This window comes from Sulfitobacter sp. SH24 (assembly GCF_965641895.1).
Taxonomy (GTDB): Bacteria; Pseudomonadota; Alphaproteobacteria; order Rhodobacterales; family Rhodobacteraceae; genus Sulfitobacter; species Sulfitobacter dubius.
In genome coordinates this window covers 2,955,001-2,972,919 of record NZ_OZ282575.1, presented here as the reverse complement: position 1 = coordinate 2,972,919, position 17,919 = coordinate 2,955,001, and the positions used below count along the sequence as shown (strand labels likewise).

The following is a 17,919-nucleotide window of genomic DNA, read 5'->3' as shown; positions in this document are numbered from 1 at the left end:
ACAATCCAAGGGAGGAAACACCGATGAAATATAAACTGGGAACACTGGCCGTAGCTGGCCTGATGGCCGCAAGCCCCGTGATGGCGGACCTTGTCTTTCCATCGCTGAGCTACCGCACCGGACCATATGCCGCAGGGGGCATCCCCTTCGCTGACGGCTATGCCGATTACTTTACCCTTTTGAACGAACGTGACGGTGGCATCGGTGGCGAAACCATCCGCGTGCCGGAGTGCGAGACCGCCTACAACACCGAGAAGGGCGTGGAATGCTACGAGTCGACCAAGGGCGAAGGCGCGTTGGTCTATCAGCCGCTCTCGACCGGCATCACCTACCAGCTGATCCCCAAAGTCACCGCCGATGACATCTCGATGTTGACCTCCGGTTTGGGCCGTACCTCGGCCAAGGACGGCAACACCTTTAGCCATGTTTTCAACTTCCCTGCAAACTACTGGGATGGCGCGTCGGTCGCGGTGAAACACATCATGGAGCAAGAAGGCGGCGATCTGAGCGGCAAGAAAATCGCGCTGGTCTACCACAACTCCGCTTACGGCAAAGAGCCGATCCGCACGCTGCAAGAACTGAGCGAAAAGCACGGTTTTGAGCTGAAGGAAGTGCCGGTCGATCACCCCGGTCAGGAGCAGAAGTCGCAGTGGCTTCAAATCCGCCGCGACAAGCCTGACTATGTGATCATGTATGGTTGGGGGGTGATGAACCAAGTTGCGGTTCAGGAAGCTGCCAACATCCGCTTCCCGATGGACAAGTTCATCGGCATCTGGTGGTCCGGCTCGGAAAACGACGTTCTTGCGGCGGGTGCCAAGGCCGATGGCTATAAGGCGCTGACGTTCCACAATGTGGGCTCTGACTATCCGCTTTATGACGATCTGAAAACGCACGTTGTCGATGCGGGTAAAGCCGCCGGTGCTGGCGATCAGGTGGGTTCGGTGCTGTACAACCGGGGCATCTATGCCGCGATGCTGGTGGCCGAAGCTGCCCGCACAGCGCAGGAAATCCACGGTGTCACAGATATCAGCAGCGGCCAAATGCGCGATGGGATGGAGCAGCTAGAGATCACCGAAGAAAAGATGGCGGCCCTTGGCCTGCCGGACTTCGGCCCTGAATTCTCGGTCTCTTGCGAAAACCACGGCGGCGAAGGTTTCGTGGCTGTGACCCAGTGGGATGCGACAGCCAAGGAATGGAACCTCGTGTCGGACTTCATGCAGTCGGATCAAGACGTGATCCAGCCGCTGATCGATGAGGACGCATCGGCCTACGCGACTGAAAACGCCATCGAAGGCAACTGCTAAACGCGATATCCCCCGGCTGCCCTGTTTGGGTGGCCGGGGGACATTCCAAGCCCAAGAGAGGTCTTTCCCATGCTGGATGCTGCAAATACCAATGACGTCGCGGTCGAAAACCTGCTTGAGGTCAACAATATCGAGGTGATCTACAATCACGTCATCCTTGTCCTTAAGGGCGTGAGCCTGAACGTGCCCAAGGGCGGCATCACTGCGCTGCTGGGGGGCAATGGCGCGGGCAAGACCACGACGCTCAAGGCGATCTCGGGGCTTTTGGCTTCGGAACGTGGAGAGGTCACCAAAGGCTCAATCAAATACCGTGGTGGCCCGATCCAACACCAAGATCCAGCCGAAACCGTGAAAAAGGGTGTCGTGCAGGTCATGGAAGGCCGGCACTGCTTTGAGCACCTCACCATCGAAGAAAACCTGCTAACCGGTGCCTATACCCGCACCGACGGCAATGCCGCGATCCAGCGTGATCTTGAGATGGTCTATGATTATTTCCCCCGCCTGAAAGAGCGACGCCGTTCGCAGGCAGGCTATACCTCGGGCGGTGAGCAGCAGATGTGCGCCATTGGCCGCGCGCTAATGTCCCGCCCTGAGACGATCCTTTTGGATGAGCCGTCGATGGGCCTTGCCCCGCAATTGGTTGAGCAGATTTTCGAGATCGTTAAATCGGTGAACGAGAAAGAAGGCGTGACCTTCCTGTTGGCGGAGCAAAACACCAACGTCGCGCTGCGCTTTGCGCATTACGGCTACATTCTTGAATCCGGTCGCGTGGTGATGGATGGCCCCGCCAAAGACCTGCGAGAGAACCAAGACGTGAAGGAATTCTACCTCGGCATGTCCGACGAGGGCCGCAAAAGCTTCCGCGACGTACGCAGCTACCGCCGCCGGAAGCGCTGGCTGAGCTAAGCGCCCGAGACTGAAATCAAAAAGGCAACCGAGCCGGGCTTATGCCCTCTCCAGTGATGCCGTAGCAGGAAAGTGACAGGGATGCCAACCAAGCCCCATTTCGACGATCTGGAAACCCGCAGCGCCACTGAACGCGCCGCTGATTTGGCCAAGGCGCTGCCGCAGCAGATTGCCCGTGCGCAAGGGCTTTCAGGTTATGGTGATTCGCTGAAAGAGGTGGACGCGGCGCAGATCACCTCTGTCGAGGCCCTTGCCGATCTCCCGGTGCTGCGCAAATCAGAGCTTGGCAAGGCGCAGGCGGGACAGGCGCCTTTTGGCGGTTTCACCACCAAGCCGGTCTATGAGTTCAGTCATGTTTTTCAATCGCCCGGCCCGATTTATGAGCCTTCGAGCAATGATCCCGATTGGTGGCGCATGGGGCGCTTCCTACATGCCGCAGGCATCGGCGCGGGCGACATCGTGCATAACTGTTTTGGTTACCATTTGACCCCCGCGGGCATGATCTTCGAATCCGGTGCGCGGGCGGTGGGGGCAACTGTGCTCCCTGCCGGAACCGGCCAGACCGAGCTTCAGGTCACCGCCGCCCGTGATGTGGGTTCGACCGCCTATGCGGGCACGCCGGATTACCTCAAGGTGATTTTGGAGAAAGCCGACGCGATGGGCGTTGATCTAAAGATCACCAAAGCAGCCGTCGGCGGCGGTGCGTTGTTTCCCAGCCTGCGCGCCTATTATGAGGAGCGCGGCATCACCTGCCTGCAATCCTATGCCACCGCTGATCTGGGCAATATCGCCTATGAAAGTCCCGCGATGGAGGGGCTGATCGTCGACGAACAAATCATCGTCGAGATTGTCACCCCCGGAACCGGCATCCCTGTAGCGCCCGGAGAGGTGGGCGAAGTTGTGGTGACGACTCTCAACCCTGATTACCCGCTGATCCGTTTCGCCACTGGCGATCTGAGTGCCGTGCTCGAAGGCGAAAGCCCCTGTGGACGTACGAATAAGCGGATCAAAGGCTGGATGGGCCGCGCTGATCAAACCACGAAAATCAAAGGCATGTTCGTTCGCCCTGAACAGGTGGCAGCATTGGTGGCCCAACACGCCGAGATTGAAAAGGCCCGTGTCATCGCCAGCCGCGAAGGCGAGGCGGATGTGATGACCGTGCAGATTGAGACCGCGAATGGGGACGAAGCGCGCTACGCGCAATCCGTGGCCGATCTGCTCAAGCTGAAGGGCAAGGTCGAATTGGTCTCCCCCGGCTCCTTGCCGCGTGATGGATTGGTGATCGAGGACCAGCGAAGCTACGATTAGGATGCCGCATTGCGCCCTCTGGCATTTCCTAGTGAAATCGTCGAAATAGGGGCATGACGCTGAACGCCGCTTCCACGAACACGACCAAACCGCCCCGCGCCCGCGACGGGCTGCGCGCCCTGTCAGGTGTGGCCCTGACTGTGGCTGCTTTCTGTGCGCTGCCGATGCTTGCGGTGCTGATCGCAGCACTTAGCGGTGGGACAGAAACGGTACAGCATTTGATCCAGACGGTGCTGGGCCGCTATACGACTACGACACTGTTACTGGTGCTGTTGGTGTCGGCGGGCACTTTTGCCATTGGTGTCGGCGCGGCGTGGTTGGTTACCATGACACGCTTTCCCGGCGCAAAGTTTTTGGAAATCGCGCTGGTGCTGCCGCTGGCCTTTCCGGCATATGTGCTGGCCTACGCCTATACACATGTGCTGGATCATCCCGGCATTGTTCAAGAGTCCCTGCGCGATGTGACGGGCTGGGGGCCGCGCGACTACTGGTTTCCGGAAATCCGCTCGCTGGGTGGGGCCGCCGCGATGCTGGTGCTGGTGCTTTACCCCTATGTTTACCTGCTGGCCCGCGCGGCATTCCTCCAGCAAAGCAGTACGACCTTTCTTGCCGCGCGTGCGCTTGGATCAAGCGCGTGGTCCGCGTTCTTCAAAGTCAGCTTGCCCCTTGCCCGCCCCGCTATTGCGGGCGGCGTGTTGCTGGCGGTGATGGAAACGATTGCGGATTTCGGGACGGTTGCCTATTTCGGCGTTCAGACCTTTGCCACGGGCATCTACACCAGTTGGTTTTCTATGTTCGACCGCGCCGCCGCCGCGCAGTTGGCGCTATGTTTGCTGAGCTTTGCATTACTTTTGGCGATGCTTGAGCGCGCGCAGCGCGGCAAAGCCCAGTACCATGATCCTGCCCGGCGCACGCAATCGGCGCCACCTTCGGAGTTGACGGGCTGGCAGGCGGCGGCGGCACTTGTTTTGTGTGGTGTGCCGGTGCTGTTTGGGGCGGTGCTGCCGGTGGTTATTCTTGTCACCATGGGGTTGGAGTCTGAACAGAACCTTTTCAGCCCACGCTACCTTGGATTCATGCGCAACTCTGTGACATTGGCGGGTATCGCTGCGCTGTTGACAGTCTTGGCGGCGATCAGTGTGGGGTTCTTTCGACGGTTGCGGCCGGGCCGGGTTTCTCAGGGCGCGGCATATGTGGCGCGGCTGGGCTACGCCGTGCCGGGCGGGGTGATCGCCGTGGGGCTGCTGGTGCCCTTTGCGATGTTCGATAATGCATTAGACGCTTGGATGCGGGCGACTTTTGATTTTTCCACCGGGTTGCTGATCACCGGGTCAATCTGGCTGTTGGTGCTGGCGTATCTGGTGCGTTTCCTTGCTGCTGCTTTGGGCGCTTACGAGGGCGGGCAGGCAATGGTTCATGCCAATATGGACGCTGCTGCGCGGTCGTTGGGTCAGACGCCATTGGGCACGCTGCGACGGGTGCATCTGCCGATTCTCGCGCCTAGCCTGCTGACCGCGCTGTTGATTGTGTTCGTTGACGTGATGAAGGAATTGCCCGCGACGCTAATCATGCGGCCCTTCAACTATGACACGCTGGCGGTTCAAGCGTATCGCTTGGCGAGTGACGAGCGGTTGAACGGCGCGGCTGTGCCGAGCCTTGTGATCGTTGCGATGGGGTTGCTGCCGGTGATCTTGATCTGTCGGCAGGTAGGTCGGCAGCGTTAGTGATCGATGGTCTGTGGCTTGGTTCCGGACCGGGGTAGTTACTGTCTTACAAAAAAAGGCGGGTTCGAAAACCCGCCTTTCTCTAATCCGGTTTTGGTAGGGTTTATTCCCAGCCAACCGTGTTAAAGATTTTCTGCGCGGTGCCGATATTTTCGGCCACGTCCGACAGGTTCACTTCATCGGCTTTGAACTCACCCAGTTGCTTCACGCTATCGGCCAGTTCGACGCCTTCCACGGTTGGGAACTCATCGTTGCCCGCCGAGAAGTAGACCTGCGCCTGATCGGAGGCGAGATATTCAAGGAACTTCACCGCATTCTCGCGGTTCGGTGCGTTCTTGGCTACGCCACCGCCAGAGAGGTTCATATGCGCGCCGTTGCCTTCTTGGTCGGGCCAGATCAGGCCAATCTTGCCGATCTCATCGCTCACGCCGTCTACGTCGGTGCGGATCGCACGGGCGAAGTAATAGCTGTTGGAAACAGCGATGTCGCATTCACCCGACACGATGCCGCGCAGCTGGTCGGTGTCGCCGCCCTGAGGTGCACGCGCCATGTTGTCGACCACGCCCTGCGCCCATTCGGTTGCGGCCTCTTCGCCTTCGTGGGTGACGATCGAAGCCAGCAGTGTCTGGTTATAGGTGTTGGTGGACGACCGGATGCAGACCTGACCTTTGTAGGCCGGATCGGCGAGGTCCATGTAGGTTGCGGGCGGGTTGTCCAGCGTTTCGTTGTTGAAAAAGATGATCCGCGCGCGCTGCGACAGGCCAAACCACTGGTTATCATCGTCTTGCAGGTTGCCGGGGATGCGCTCTTCGAGCGTGTCGCTCTCGATGGATTGCAGCAGGCCCATGTCTTTCGCGCGTTTGAGGCGGCTTGTATCGACAGTCAGCAGAACATCCGCCGGGGAGTTCGCGCCCTCGGCTTCCATACGGGCCAGCAGTTCGTCGGCTTTGCCTTCGATGCGGTTGATGGTGATGCCGGTTGCTTCGGTGAAGTCGGAGTAGAGCCGCTCATCGGTGTCATAGTGACGCGAGGAATAGAGGTTCAGCTCGCCATCGGCTAGCGCGGGAAGGGCCAGCGACATCAGCGCGGCGGCAGCAGTCGATGTTTTGCAGAGGGTCATATCAGGGTCCTGTTCCATTGGGATAACTTGACTGAAACAGTAAGAAACAGATTTTGAGCATTCCTGCAACCAATTCAATCAGAATTGGAATCATGGCCCCCGACCGAGAGGGTCGGGGGCGGCGCGGTTAGTTGTTGCCGATTTTGTCCTGGGTCTTGGTGTCGAAATCGCTGGCATCGTGACGCTCACGCAGTTGCATCGACAGGTCATCGCCAAAGGCGCGGTTGACCATACGGCCACGGGTCACGGCGGGGCGCGCATCAATCGCCTCGGCCCAACGCATGACGTTTTTATAAGAGGCCACGTCGAGGAACTCTGCCGCGGAATAGAGCCGCCCGAGTACCAACTGGCCATACCAGCTCCAGATCGCCATATCGGCGATGGAGTATTCGTCGGCGAAATACTCATGCTCGGCCAGATGCTTGTCCATCACATCAAGCTGACGCTTGGTTTCCATCGCAAAACGGTTGATGGGGTATTCGAACTTCTCTGGGGCGTAAGCGTAGAAATGGCCGAAGCCGCCGCCAAGATAAGGCGCGCTGCCCATCTGCCAAAATAGCCACGACAACGCCTCGGTCCGGCGGGCGGGATCGGTCGGCAAGAACGCACCAAATTTTTCAGCCAGATAAAGCAGGATCGCACCCGATTCGAAAACGCGCTGTGGCGTGTCGCCGGAACGGTCTAGCAGCGCGGGGATCTTGGAATTTGGGTTCACCTCGACAAATCCAGAGCCGAACTGATCACCCTCAGAGATATCAATAAGCCACGCATCATACTCGGCCCCCTTATGGCCGGCCTCTAGCAGTTCCTCGAACATCACCGTGACCTTCACCCCGTTCGGCGTGGCCAGCGAATGCAGTTGAAACGGATGTTCGCCCACGGGCAGCTCATTGTCATGGGTCGCACCGGCAATGGGGCGGTTGGTGCTGGCGAATTTGCCGCCGCTCTCAGCCTCCCATTTCCAAACTTTGGCGGGCGTATATTCGGGCGTGTCCGACATGATGGTCTTCCTTGTTATTCAGGTCTGCCTTGAAAGTGGGGTTTTGGGCGGGGGTTGCAAGCACTTAACCACAACGAAAAAGGCCGCCCCAGAAGGAGCGGCCTTTAAAATCGAATTGCTGCAAGTCTCAGCCCTGACGGGCTTTGAACCGGCGCTGCGTTTTGTTGATGACGTAAACGCGGCCTTTGCGACGCACAACACGGCAATCGCGATGCCGATTCTTGAGCGAGCGGAGCGAATTGCGAACCTTCATAGGTGGTCTCCTCATGTCGTGGCGCGGGCCAGCGCCTGGGTTGCGGGCAACCCGCCAAGGCGGGTCGATGAATAAATGGTGGGCGATACTGGGATCGAACCAGTGACCCCTTCGATGTCAACGAAGTGCTCTACCGCTGAGCTAATCACCCACTTAACGGCGTTTCAAACTCGGCCCCACACAAAAAATGGGGCGCGAAATTTCGCGCCGTTTGGGTGCTATAAAAGGAGTCGGCGGCGGGATCAAGGGCTTTTGGCGCGGAATAAACACGCTATGTTCGACTTAGAGGGATTTATTATGCCAATGACCGCCTACGAAGTACTGCATCCGGACCGCAACCTGTCTTGCGTGGTCTTTGCGTCCCCTCATTCGGGCCGTGATTATGCGGCCTCCTTCCTACGGCGTTCTATCTTGGATGAACATGCAATCCGGTCTTCTGAGGATGCGTTTGTCGATCAATTGTTTGATTGTGCGCCGCGCTACGGTGCTTCGTTTATCAAAGCAGGGGCGCCGAGGGCCTATATCGACCTCAACCGTGCGCCCGAAGAATTGGACCCGTCTGTAATCGAAGGAATCCCGCGGCAGGGGCATAACCCGCGTGTGGCTTCTGGATTGGGAGTGATTCCTCGCGTGGTGGCCAATGGACGCGCGATCTATCGCGGCAAGCTCTCGCAAGAAGAGGCGCAATTGCGAATCGATAGCTATTGGCGGCCCTATCATAGCAAATTGCAGGAACTCCTGACGCGGGCGCATCGTCGCCACGGGCAGGCAGTGCTGGTTGATTGCCATTCCATGCCGCACGAAGCGATGGACGGCGTGGCGCGCAGCGGCATGCGGCGGCCTGATGTCGTGCTAGGTGACCGTTTCGGCGCGGCGGCCGGAGGGGAGGTTGTCGACAGGATCGAAGCGGCATTTGTGGATGCTGGTTTCATCGTGACGCGCAACTCGCCCTTTGCCGGGGCCTACATTACCCAAGCCTATGGCCGCCCCTCGCGCGGACAGCACGCGGTGCAGGTTGAGATCGACCGGGCGCTTTATATGAATGAGCGTTTGATTCGCCCTAATGGCGCATTCGAGGCGGTGCAGGCAGCGCTGCAACGGGTGGTGGCCGACGTGGCGCAGATTGGACAAGAACGCCTGCCGCTGGCGGCGGAGTAATCTCAGCGCAGGGCGCGCCCTTTTAGGATCGCTTTTTCGCCAAATCTGCTGCGGATGCTATCTGCGGCGCGTTCGGCCTTGCTGCGCTGCGCCGCGCCGGGGTCGAGCAAATCGCCCCCCGTATCCGCCCCTTCGGCTCCGGAAAGATCGGATAAGCCGACGCCGATAAGACGGTAGGAGCTACGATGTTCGACCTGATCAAACAGCGCGCGGGCCGTGCGGTAGATGCGGTCGGCCAGTTGCGTCGGTTCATGCAGCGACAGGCGACGCGATAGCAAAGAGTGATCGGCGCGTTTGAGTTTTAACGTCACCACACGGCCTGCCATCTCCTTGGCCTTGGCGCGGTCCGCGACCTTTTCCGCCAGTCGCCAGATGTGCCCGTCAAGAATCTCGGCGTTTCCTGTATCGTCAGAGAATGTCGTTTCATTGCTGATCGATTTTACCGGACGGTGGCGCGATACGCGGCGTTTGTCTTGGCCCCGCGCCAAGTGCCACAGCCGGTCGCCCATGCTGCCAAAGCGGGCGATTAGATCGGTTTGCTCCCACCGCAGGAGATCGGAAAAGCTGCGGATGCCTGCCTTCTCCAAAGAGGTTTGCGTGGCCGCTCCAACGCCCCAGATCATGCCGACGGGTTTGTCGCGCAGAAAATCCGCCGTTTCCCCTGCGCCAATCACCGAAAACCCATGCGGCTTGTCGAGGTCCGAGGCGACTTTGGCTAGAAATTTATTATGGCTCAGTCCGATAGAGCCGGTCAGACCCAGTTCCATTTTCATCCGCCGCACCAGCCGCGCCAGCATCATTGCGGGCGGCTGGCCGTGTAGCCGCGCGGTGCCGGTCATGTCGAGGAAGGCTTCATCGAGCGACAGAGGCTCAATCGCCGGGGTCATTTCTTCCATCATCGCGCGAATGGCGCGGGAGGCTTCGACATAGGCCTCCATCCGGGGCTTGATGATCACCGCTTCGGGGCAAAGCTTGAGCGCCTGAAACATCGGCATTGCTGAACGCACCCCACGGATGCGCGCCACATAACAGGCGGTCGACACAACGCCGCGCCGCCCGCCGCCGATGATAACGGGTTTGCCGGCCAGTTCGGGATTGTCGCGTTTCTCAACCGAGGCATAGAAGGCGTCACAATCCATATGGGCGATCGACAAGTCGAAAAGCTCGGGATGTGACAGCACACGCGGGCTGCCACAGCGCGAACAGCGCCGCGCAGGCGGGATTTCGTTCAAACAGTCGCGACAGAGGGTAGCCATGGACACACCGAGAGGGCAGGGTTCGGGCAACAACTCTAAACAAATCGCGGAGGTTTAACCATGGGCTTTGAAGGGGCCAAGCTGGCGCTTTATCTTGGTGGAAAGCTGGCCGTGATCCTACGCGATGACACGCCGGGGCTGCCTTTTGCCGATCATTGGGATTTGCCCGGCGGCGGGCGTGAAGGAGAAGAGACCCCGCTGGCCTGTGCGCTGCGCGAATGTCACGAGGAGTTGGGGATAGCTGTGCCGGAGGACGCGGTGATCTGGCAGGGCAGTTTTGACGAGGCGGGGCTAACCAAATGGTTTTTCGTCGCGCATCTACCGGCGCATGCGGAGGCTGAGATCGTATTTGGCAACGAGGGACAGCGTTGGCGTTTGATGGAGGAAGAAGAGTTTTTGAACCACCCCCGCGCCGTGCCCGCATTTCAGGACAGGCTTCGGGTCTATCTGGGGCAGTCGGGTGCCGACAAAATTAAAGCTATTTGAGGGGAATAAAGGCCCCCCGCTTGTGTGAGCGGGGGGAGGTGACGAACATCAGGAAGAACCAGTTCGTCGGGGAGTATCACCTGAGTTCAACATAACATGTCGGGGCGATCTGGCCTAACGATGATGGCTGTGTGGCACGTGCATCCCGCCGCCCTGTGGTCGATTTGCTACAGAGGTCGGGAAGCGCTTTGTTAATGCTTGGAAATTTCCCGCAACACTTCACGGGCGGCAGCGGCTGGGTCTTTGGCCTGCCAGATTGGACGGCCCACAACAATGTGATCGGCGCCATCTGAGATGGCCTGTCCCGGTGTCGCAACACGTTTTTGATCGCCCAGAGCAGCACCTTGAGGACGTACGCCGGGAGTGACGATAAGCTTGCCCATCGCTTCGGGCAACGCGCGGATAGCGGCAGCTTCTTGGGGTGAGGCGATGACACCATCGGCCCCGGCATCCAATGCGCGGCCTGCGCGGGTCAGTACCAAATCTTTCAGATCGCCCGATTGGATCAGGGCCGCGTCAAGGTCGGCGCGGTCTAGCGAGGTCAGGATCGTAACGGCGAGGATCTTCATATCGGTGCCTGCCGCACCTTGTTTAGCAGCCGCCACCACATGCGGGTCGCCGTGGACCGTCAAAAAATCTAAATCGAACTGTGCCAGTCCACGCACTGCAGCTTCGACCGTGGCACCGATATCGAAAAGTTTCATATCAAAGAAGATGCGCTTGCCATGTTCCTGTTTGAGCTCGTTGGCCAGTGCCAGCCCGCCACCCGTCAGCATGCCAAGGCCGATTTTATAAAAGCCCACGGCCTCTCCCAGGGTCTGGGCTAATTCCATCCCCGCGACCGCGTGGGGAACATCAAGGGCGACGATCAGACGGTCATCAGACATGTGAGGGCTCCTGCCAATTTTCAAACGGCTTTGACCTACGCCGCGGCGCGGGGCAAGTCCATCTTTCATGAGGGTAGCAGGCAAAAAAGAGGCCCGAACACCGCATCGCGGGTCCGGGCCAAGTGTTCAGAGACTTAGCAGGCAGGCACTGGTCTCTGGTATGCGGATCGCCAACTCGGGACAGATGAGGTGGCGGCAGGTCCGCGGGCAGCCGCGCGGCAGGCAGGAGCCGCGCGGAAGGGGGTTAGGCTGCGTCGCGGCCGGGGAGGTCCATGACCTCTTCCAGCCAACGCAGCGGATCAAAGCTGCGGCGTCCGGCCCGCTGAGCGGGGACGTGGCGCAATACTTCGGAACTCATGCCACGCTTCTGGGCGTGGCGGCGAAGTGCTTGGCGGGAGAGGCCGTCAGCGGCATCGCGGAATGACATGGTGATCGGCGCCTCAATGGCGCAGGCATAGCGGCGCATCTGTTCACCGTCTTGAACAGTCACTAGCGCTTCGAAACACTGAGTGGCCGCATTATATGTGACATCTGTCAACTGGGTAGGGCGCGTCTGCATCGTTTCACCTCTTGCGTTCTTCTGAACCTTGGCAGGTCTTGCAGTCCTGCTCTCGTCTGGTGGGTAAACGCGAGAGGCAGTCAAATGGTTTCATTATGGTTACATCTTCTGTGGATAAAAGTTAACAATGCCTTTATTTCAAGGGCATAGGGTTGTATTTTTTGACGCGAATTTGCCGTATTTTTGCCTTATTGGTTGAATTCCACCTGTTGTTTGCCTCTCACTAAGCAGTAATTTGCGGCCTAACGGTCTTGAACCGACGGGCCCACTTCCCAAATTGATATCGAGGCTCAGACCGCTGCGTGCCACTTGTCGGGCGCAGCATTTTAGGGCGCTTGTAGAAAAGGAGAGACCCATGGACTTGAGCAAGTTCACGGAAAGATCGCGCGGCTTCATTCAAGCGGCGCAGACCATTGCAACACGGGAAAGCCATCAGCGGCTGGCCCCTGAACATGTACTCAAAGCACTGCTGGACGATGACCAGGGGCTGGCGCGCAACCTGATCGCGGCATCAGGCGGCGATGGTGCGCGCGTGATGCAGGCGCTTGACCTCGCGCTTGGCAAAATCCCGAAAGTTACCGGCGATGCGGGGCAAGTCTATCTGGACGGCACCACAGCCAAGGTCTTGGCCGAGGCCGAGACCATGGCCAAGAAAGCGGGCGATAGTTTCGTCACTGTCGAACGCATTCTGACTGCGCTCTGCTTGGTGAAATCCGGTGCGAAAGCTGCATTGGAAGCTGGTAAGGTAACGGCCCAAGGGCTGAACGCCGCCATCAATGACGTGCGCAAGGGCCGCAAAGCCGACAGCGCGACGGCGGAGGACAGCTATGAGGCTTTGGAGAAATACAGCCTCGACCTGACCGCGCGGGCCGAAGAGGGCAAAATCGACCCCATCATTGGTCGGGATGAAGAAATCCGCCGCGCGATGCAGGTGCTCAGCCGTAGGACCAAGAACAACCCGGTGCTGATCGGTGAGCCGGGCGTCGGTAAGACCGCCATCGCCGAAGGCTTGGCGCTGCGCATCGTACATGGTGACGTGCCTGAATCCCTGCGCAACAAACGTCTGCTCGCGCTCGACATGGGGGCGCTGATCGCTGGCGCGAAGTATCGTGGTGAGTTCGAAGAGCGGCTCAAGGCTGTTCTGACTGAAGTTACCGACGCTGCGGGCGAGGTGATCCTCTTCATCGACGAGATGCATACGCTGGTCGGTGCCGGTAAGGCCGACGGCGCGATGGATGCGTCGAACCTGCTGAAACCTGCGCTGGCGCGGGGTGAGTTGCACTGTGTGGGTGCCACCACGCTCGAAGAATACCGCAAATATGTCGAAAAAGACGCAGCACTTGCGCGGCGCTTCCAGCCGGTGATGGTTCAGGAGCCGACGGTCGAAGACACCGTCTCGATCCTGCGCGGTATTAAAGAGAAGTATGAGCTGCACCACGGCGTGCGCATCAGCGACACCGCGCTGGTCGCGGCGGCGACGCTCAGCCATCGCTACATCACCGACCGTTTCCTGCCCGACAAGGCGATTGACCTGATGGACGAGGCGGCGAGCCGTCTGCGGATGGAGGTCGATAGCAAGCCTGAAGAACTGGATGCGCTGGACCGTCAGATCCTTCAGCTTCAGATCGAGGCCGAAGCGCTGAAGAAGGAAGACGATGCCGCATCCAAGGATCGGCTGGAGGCTTTGCAAAAAGACCTCAGCGATCTGCAAGACCGCAGCGCCGAGATGACGGCGCAATGGCAGGCCGAGCGTGACAAGCTCGCCGGGGCGCGTGATATCAAGGAGAAGCTCGACCAAGCGCGGGCCGAACTCGACATCGCGAAACGCGAAGGCAACCTCGCGCGCGCGGGCGAGCTATCTTATGGCGTGATCCCGCAGTTGGAACGTGACCTTGAAGCCGCCGAAGGCCGTGAGGATGACATGATGGTCGAAGAGGCTGTGCGCCCGGATCAGATTGCCAGCGTGGTGGAGCGTTGGACCGGTATCCCCGCGGGCAAGATGCTCGAAGGGGAGCGGGACAAGCTGCTACGGATGGAAGACCAGCTGCATGGCCGGGTGATTGGGCAGAGTGCCGCTGTGAAAGCCGTCGCCAATGCGGTGCGCCGTGCGCGTGCTGGGCTGAACGACGAGAATCGCCCGCTGGGCAGCTTCCTCTTCCTCGGGCCAACCGGTGTGGGTAAGACCGAACTGACCAAGGCCGTGGCCGAGTTCCTCTTTGACGACGACAATGCGATGGTACGCATCGACATGTCGGAGTTCATGGAGAAACACTCGGTGGCCCGTCTGATCGGTGCCCCTCCGGGTTACGTCGGTTATGATGAGGGCGGTGTGCTGACCGAAGCGGTGCGGCGGCGTCCTTATCAGGTTGTGCTCTTTGACGAGGTCGAAAAGGCGCATCCGGATGTCTTCAACGTGCTGTTGCAGGTGCTTGACGATGGTGTGCTGACCGATGGTCAGGGCCGCACGGTCGATTTCAAGCAAACGCTGATCATCCTAACCTCGAACCTTGGCGCGCAGGCGCTCAGCCAATTGCCAGATGGCGGAGACATGGCGCAGGCCAAACGTGACGTGATGGACGCAGTGCGGGCGCATTTCCGGCCTGAATTCCTAAACCGTCTGGATGAGACGATCATCTTTGACCGTCTGGGCCGTGCGGATATGGACGGCATCGTCACGATCCAGATGGCACGGCTGCTCAAGCGGCTGGCCGGGCGGAAGATCACGCTTGATCTGGATGATGCTGCGCGGAAATGGCTGGGGGATGAGGGCTATGATCCGGTCTTCGGCGCGCGGCCACTCAAGCGGGTGATCCAGCGCACCGTGCAGGATCCGCTGGCAGAGATGCTGCTGGCCGGGGATGTAAAGGACGGCGATACCGTCACCGTTCGCGCCGGTGCCGATGGGTTGATCATTGGCGATCAGATCGCTGCCTCGAACCGTCCTAAGCCGGATGATGCCACGGTACACTGAGCGTTAGACGATAATAAAAATGGGCCGGGGATAGCTCCGGCCCATTTAGGTTCTCAATCGAAGGATGCTTCGATCATGTGAGATTACTCGCCAATTGCTTCCTTCACGATTGTGTCCAACAAGCTTTGCACCTCTTGCATGGGCCCTTCGGGGAAAGCGCGGTAGCCAATTGTCACCTCGTCACTTTCAGGCAGTTGCATGACAAAGATATCGTAGGGGCAGAAACCCACATTCATCGGATCGGCCTCCATCACCTTGCGTGACAGCGATGCCGAGCAGAAGCTGAACACATCGGCTGCTTCAAACACCTGCACGTCAGAGCCAACATCCGCACCTGTGCGGTCAAGCATTTCACCGACATGGCTGACATTCTCAGGCACCAGCCCTTGGTTAAGAATGGCGTTCTCTACCCCAAAGGTTACATCCCCGAAGCTTTGGTCGGTGGTATAGGTGACCATCTCGTCGGCGTGGGCTGCGCTGGCCATCAAGGCGACTGCGAGTATGAAACGAACCATGGCGGTACTCCTTTGGATAACGGCACCTGACATTCCGGTGTGCTGGCTGAAATCCTGACGAAAGGATTTGGTACAGTCTGCGGCAGGCGCTAGCTTTCATTAACTATAGTAGGGAGCGCAGAAATGGCCAATCGCTGGATTAACCAACTTACGGATCGGGACGTTACCGACGAGGCGATCTATCTGAACCGACGGCAGATTATCGGCGGTGCGGCGGCAGGGCTGGGCCTTGCTGGCTTGGGGCAGGGGGCGATGGCCCAAGAGGGGCTAACCCCGAACGATTACGAAGATATCACCCAATACAACAATTACTATGAGTTCGGGACCGACAAGGGCGACCCTGCGAAATACGCCGATGCACTGACAACCGCCCCTTGGACGGTGTCGATCGAAGGGATGGTCGATAAGCCGGGCGACTACGCATTCGAAGATATCATGAAGGCCATGACCGTCGAAGAGCGCATCTACCGTCTACGCTGTGTCGAGGCATGGTCAATGGTGGTGCCATGGAACGGGTTTGAGCTTGCCGATCTACTGAATATGGCGGGCGTGCAATCCGGTGCGAAATACGTCGCCTTTGAAACCGCTTACCGCCCCGAGGAAATGCCCGGCCTGCGATTCCCGGTATTGGACTGGCCTTATGTCGAAGGTCTGCGGTTGGATGAAGCGATGCATCCGCTGACGATCATGGCGACCGGCATCTATGGCCGTGACATCCCTAATCAGAATGGCGCACCACTCCGTTTGGTGGTGCCGTGGAAATACGGGTTCAAGTCGATCAAATCTGTGGTGCGGATCACCCTGACAGACAAACAGCCCCCCACCAGTTGGAACAAAGCCGGGCCGCGCGAATACGGTTTCTATAGTAATGTGAACCCCGAGGTGAGCCATCCACGCTGGTCGCAAGCCGATGAACGGCCCATCGGTGGCGGGCTGTTCGCGCGCCGGCAGCCGACGCTGATGTTCAACGGCTACGAAGAAGAAGTCGTAGGCCTCTACAAAGGTATGGACCTAACCGCGAACTTCTGATGCGTGACACACTATATATGCACAGCGATTTTCGGCGCCCCGGCGGAGGGGCTAAACGGGGCAGGGTGGCGGAGTGATGGCCGGTCTGATTGACAGCCTGAACGGTCTTGCCCGGCGTATTCCTGTCTGGTCCGTCTACCTGCTGCTGGCCCTGCCGATCCCGTGGTTCTTTTATCAAGGGCTTAACGGTGGGCTGGGTCGCGATCCGGTAAAGGCGCTTGAGCATGTCTATGGCTTATGGGCGCTGCGTCTGTTGATCGTCGGCTTGGCGATTACCCCGCTACGTCGAACCACAGGCATTAATCTTCTGAGATTTCGCCGGGCCGTCGGTGTCATGACCTTTGTCTATGCACTTGCACACCTCATGGTTTGGGCCGTTCTTGATGTGCAGGCGCTGTCACGTGTTTGGGCGGATGTCCTCAAACGTCCCTACATTACCATCGGAATGGCGGGGTTCCTTTGTTTGGCCCCTTTAGCAGCCACATCGAACAACTGGTCGCTGCGCAAATTAGGGGCGCGGTGGCGCAAGCTCCATCGGCTTACCTATGTCGCGGCACTTCTGGCTGGGTTGCATTTTCTGTGGCTCGCTAAGGGGTTTCAGTTAGAGCCTTTGGTCTACGCTGGCCTGATCCTAGCCCTATTGATCTACCGTTTGCCCCATAGGCGCATCTTCCGACGATTTTCGCAGGCTGGATAACTCGGAGCCGCGGGAGCTCACCAATTCGTGCCTCGGATTCGTCGCACAAAGCGCCATAGCCTGTGGATAACTGGTGGCGTTAACATCGCCTTATTGTTTGGAGGTTGGTGGCGAGAATTTCTGCAGGGGTCAGATTTGCCTAAGTTATTGTATAAACTATATTATTCTTGGGCTTCACAAAAAGTACATAAAACCCAGAAAAAGGGCTTGCGGGTTTGTGCGTCTAACCTTAGAACCCCCTCTACCGGCGGCGCAGAGATGCAGCGGCGGGGCGCCAGACGGGGCGGACGGGAGCGGAGACGCTAGGTTCGGTTCGGAAGGTGGATAAAAATTCGAGGTATTAGAGGCGGGGCGCGCCAAGGTTATAGGGCGCATCTCAGTTTCTTTTGTCTCAACGCTGTTTGAAAATTTGATATCTGAAGAGATATGTGGGCGGTTTGGTTCATTCGATGGATCAACGTCTGTATATCGCGCTCTTAGGGTTTAGGTCCGATGATAGAGTGTCAGCTTCACTGTTTGGACGGCTTTCGCTACTTTGTAGCTGAAGCACAACAAACAGAGAATGGCTTGTATCTTTCAGTAAGGGATACAGGTCGATGTGCAGAGGTTCGACGTCAAGGATAAGCTAGCAATAGCTTTTCAACTTGAGAGTTTGATCCTGGCTCAGAACGAACGCTGGCGGCAGGCCTAACACATGCAAGTCGAGCGAGACCTTCGGGTCTAGCGGCGGACGGGTTAGTAACGCG

At 58.7% G+C, this 17,919-nt stretch carries 16 protein-coding genes, 1 tRNA gene and 1 rRNA gene (1 of these 18 only partly in view); 10 read left to right on the top strand and 8 right to left on the bottom strand.

What is annotated here, in order from left to right:
- The first annotated feature begins 23 nt into the window (after positions 1 to 23).
- The 4 genes from ACSQ16_RS17235 to ACSQ16_RS17220 all read left to right on the top strand — a co-directional run bounded on the left by ACSQ16_RS17235 (position 24) and on the right by ACSQ16_RS17220 (position 5,242).
- Positions 24 to 1,304, top strand: a complete 1,281-nt coding sequence (locus tag ACSQ16_RS17235) for an ABC transporter substrate-binding protein (RefSeq protein ID WP_093927916.1) — start codon at positions 24 to 26, stop codon at positions 1,302 to 1,304.
- Between the two features lie 69 nt (positions 1,305 to 1,373).
- A complete protein-coding gene (locus ACSQ16_RS17230) occupies positions 1,374 to 2,210 on the top strand; it encodes an ABC transporter ATP-binding protein (protein WP_243262198.1) in 837 nt (278 codons plus the stop codon).
- An 81-nt stretch (positions 2,211 to 2,291) separates the two neighbouring features.
- Complete coding sequence (locus tag ACSQ16_RS17225) at positions 2,292 to 3,518, top strand: phenylacetate--CoA ligase family protein (RefSeq protein WP_243262199.1); 1,227 nt, start codon at positions 2,292 to 2,294, stop codon at positions 3,516 to 3,518.
- Positions 3,519 to 3,571: 53 nt separating this feature from the next.
- Positions 3,572 to 5,242 (top strand): ABC transporter permease, encoded by a 1,671-nt coding sequence (locus ACSQ16_RS17220; RefSeq protein ID WP_243262200.1) that lies wholly within the window; start codon positions 3,572 to 3,574, stop codon positions 5,240 to 5,242.
- A 103-nt stretch (positions 5,243 to 5,345) separates the two neighbouring features.
- Here the strand turns inward: ACSQ16_RS17220 and ACSQ16_RS17215 are convergent, their stop codons facing one another.
- The 4 genes from ACSQ16_RS17215 to ACSQ16_RS17200 all read right to left on the bottom strand — a co-directional run bounded on the left by ACSQ16_RS17215 (position 5,346) and on the right by ACSQ16_RS17200 (position 7,766).
- The gene (locus ACSQ16_RS17215) at positions 5,346 to 6,362 is read right to left on the bottom strand and encodes a Fe(3+) ABC transporter substrate-binding protein (RefSeq protein ID WP_093927920.1); all 1,017 of its coding nucleotides are present in this window, start codon (positions 6,360 to 6,362) and stop codon (positions 5,346 to 5,348) included.
- Positions 6,363 to 6,489: 127 nt separating this feature from the next.
- Positions 6,490 to 7,362: a glutathione-dependent disulfide-bond oxidoreductase gene (gene yghU, locus ACSQ16_RS17210; protein ID WP_243262201.1), complete on the bottom strand. Its 873-nt coding sequence runs from the start codon at positions 7,360 to 7,362 to the stop codon at positions 6,490 to 6,492.
- 127 nt (positions 7,363 to 7,489) lie between these two features.
- Positions 7,490 to 7,615 (bottom strand): type B 50S ribosomal protein L36, encoded by a 126-nt coding sequence (gene ykgO, locus ACSQ16_RS17205; protein WP_005850168.1) that lies wholly within the window; start codon positions 7,613 to 7,615, stop codon positions 7,490 to 7,492.
- Between the two features lie 76 nt (positions 7,616 to 7,691).
- Positions 7,692 to 7,766 (bottom strand) — tRNA-Val (locus tag ACSQ16_RS17200).
- Positions 7,767 to 7,912: 146 nt separating this feature from the next.
- Between ACSQ16_RS17200 and ACSQ16_RS17195 the strand changes: the two genes are divergently transcribed.
- Positions 7,913 to 8,773: an N-formylglutamate amidohydrolase gene (locus tag ACSQ16_RS17195; RefSeq protein ID WP_243262203.1), complete on the top strand. Its 861-nt coding sequence runs from the start codon at positions 7,913 to 7,915 to the stop codon at positions 8,771 to 8,773.
- Positions 8,774 to 8,775: 2 nt separating this feature from the next.
- Here ACSQ16_RS17195 and ACSQ16_RS17190 read toward each other — a convergent pair whose 3' ends face one another.
- Positions 8,776 to 10,029, bottom strand: coding sequence for a DNA polymerase IV (locus ACSQ16_RS17190; RefSeq protein ID WP_243262204.1), 1,254 nt, complete (start codon positions 10,027 to 10,029; stop codon positions 8,776 to 8,778).
- 60 nt (positions 10,030 to 10,089) lie between these two features.
- On the opposite strand from ACSQ16_RS17190, the gene ACSQ16_RS17185 reads away from it, so the two are divergent.
- Complete coding sequence (locus tag ACSQ16_RS17185) at positions 10,090 to 10,515, top strand: NUDIX hydrolase (RefSeq protein ID WP_243262205.1); 426 nt, start codon at positions 10,090 to 10,092, stop codon at positions 10,513 to 10,515.
- Positions 10,516 to 10,706: 191 nt separating this feature from the next.
- On the opposite strand, the gene pyrF is transcribed toward ACSQ16_RS17185, so the two are convergent.
- Both pyrF and ACSQ16_RS17175 read right to left on the bottom strand, forming a co-directional pair.
- Positions 10,707 to 11,402, bottom strand: coding sequence for an orotidine-5'-phosphate decarboxylase (pyrF, locus tag ACSQ16_RS17180; protein WP_243262206.1), 696 nt, complete (start codon positions 11,400 to 11,402; stop codon positions 10,707 to 10,709).
- A 244-nt stretch (positions 11,403 to 11,646) separates the two neighbouring features.
- Positions 11,647 to 11,961 carry an orotidine 5-phosphate decarboxylase gene (locus ACSQ16_RS17175; protein WP_243262207.1) on the bottom strand — a complete coding sequence of 105 codons (315 nt, stop codon included), beginning with the start codon at positions 11,959 to 11,961 and terminating at the stop codon, positions 11,647 to 11,649.
- A gap of 355 nt (positions 11,962 to 12,316) precedes the next feature.
- Here ACSQ16_RS17175 and clpB point away from each other — a divergent pair, with 355 nt between their 5' ends.
- Complete coding sequence (clpB, locus tag ACSQ16_RS17170; RefSeq protein WP_243262208.1) at positions 12,317 to 14,932, top strand: ATP-dependent chaperone ClpB; 2,616 nt, start codon at positions 12,317 to 12,319, stop codon at positions 14,930 to 14,932.
- Between the two features lie 83 nt (positions 14,933 to 15,015).
- On the opposite strand, the gene ACSQ16_RS17165 is transcribed toward clpB, so the two are convergent.
- Entirely contained in the window at positions 15,016 to 15,447 is a 432-nt protein-coding gene (locus ACSQ16_RS17165; protein WP_243262209.1) for a DUF302 domain-containing protein, read from the bottom strand.
- Between the two features lie 123 nt (positions 15,448 to 15,570).
- Here ACSQ16_RS17165 and msrP point away from each other — a divergent pair, with 123 nt between their 5' ends.
- The 3 genes from msrP to ACSQ16_RS17150 all read left to right on the top strand — a co-directional run.
- Complete coding sequence (gene msrP, locus ACSQ16_RS17160) at positions 15,571 to 16,476, top strand: protein-methionine-sulfoxide reductase catalytic subunit MsrP (RefSeq protein ID WP_093927928.1); 906 nt, start codon at positions 15,571 to 15,573, stop codon at positions 16,474 to 16,476.
- Between the two features lie 76 nt (positions 16,477 to 16,552).
- A complete protein-coding gene (gene msrQ / locus ACSQ16_RS17155; protein WP_243262210.1) occupies positions 16,553 to 17,173 on the top strand; it encodes a protein-methionine-sulfoxide reductase heme-binding subunit MsrQ in 621 nt (206 codons plus the stop codon).
- 640 nt (positions 17,174 to 17,813) lie between these two features.
- Positions 17,814 to 17,919, top strand: a 16S ribosomal RNA gene (locus tag ACSQ16_RS17150) (it continues 1,358 nt past the right edge of the window).

Coding starts and splice junctions, on each gene's coding strand:
- msrQ (WP_243262210.1), top strand. CDS start 16,553: ATGGCCGGTCTGATTGACAGCCTGAACGGTCTTGCCCGGCGTATTCCT.
- yghU (WP_243262201.1), bottom strand. CDS start 7,362: ATGTCGGACACGCCCGAATATACGCCCGCCAAAGTTTGGAAATGGGAG.
- ACSQ16_RS17175 (WP_243262207.1), bottom strand. CDS start 11,961: ATGCAGACGCGCCCTACCCAGTTGACAGATGTCACATATAATGCGGCC.
- ACSQ16_RS17235 (WP_093927916.1), top strand. CDS start 24: ATGAAATATAAACTGGGAACACTGGCCGTAGCTGGCCTGATGGCCGCA.
- clpB (WP_243262208.1), top strand. CDS start 12,317: ATGGACTTGAGCAAGTTCACGGAAAGATCGCGCGGCTTCATTCAAGCG.
- ACSQ16_RS17230 (WP_243262198.1), top strand. CDS start 1,374: ATGCTGGATGCTGCAAATACCAATGACGTCGCGGTCGAAAACCTGCTT.
- ACSQ16_RS17195 (WP_243262203.1), top strand. CDS start 7,913: ATGCCAATGACCGCCTACGAAGTACTGCATCCGGACCGCAACCTGTCT.
- pyrF (WP_243262206.1), bottom strand. CDS start 11,402: ATGTCTGATGACCGTCTGATCGTCGCCCTTGATGTTCCCCACGCGGTC.
- ACSQ16_RS17220 (WP_243262200.1), top strand. CDS start 3,572: ATGACGCTGAACGCCGCTTCCACGAACACGACCAAACCGCCCCGCGCC.
- msrP (WP_093927928.1), top strand. CDS start 15,571: ATGGCCAATCGCTGGATTAACCAACTTACGGATCGGGACGTTACCGAC.
- ACSQ16_RS17190 (WP_243262204.1), bottom strand. CDS start 10,029: ATGGCTACCCTCTGTCGCGACTGTTTGAACGAAATCCCGCCTGCGCGG.
- ACSQ16_RS17215 (WP_093927920.1), bottom strand. CDS start 6,362: ATGACCCTCTGCAAAACATCGACTGCTGCCGCCGCGCTGATGTCGCTG.
- ykgO (WP_005850168.1), bottom strand. CDS start 7,615: ATGAAGGTTCGCAATTCGCTCCGCTCGCTCAAGAATCGGCATCGCGAT.
- ACSQ16_RS17225 (WP_243262199.1), top strand. CDS start 2,292: ATGCCAACCAAGCCCCATTTCGACGATCTGGAAACCCGCAGCGCCACT.
- ACSQ16_RS17185 (WP_243262205.1), top strand. CDS start 10,090: ATGGGCTTTGAAGGGGCCAAGCTGGCGCTTTATCTTGGTGGAAAGCTG.
- ACSQ16_RS17165 (WP_243262209.1), bottom strand. CDS start 15,447: ATGGTTCGTTTCATACTCGCAGTCGCCTTGATGGCCAGCGCAGCCCAC.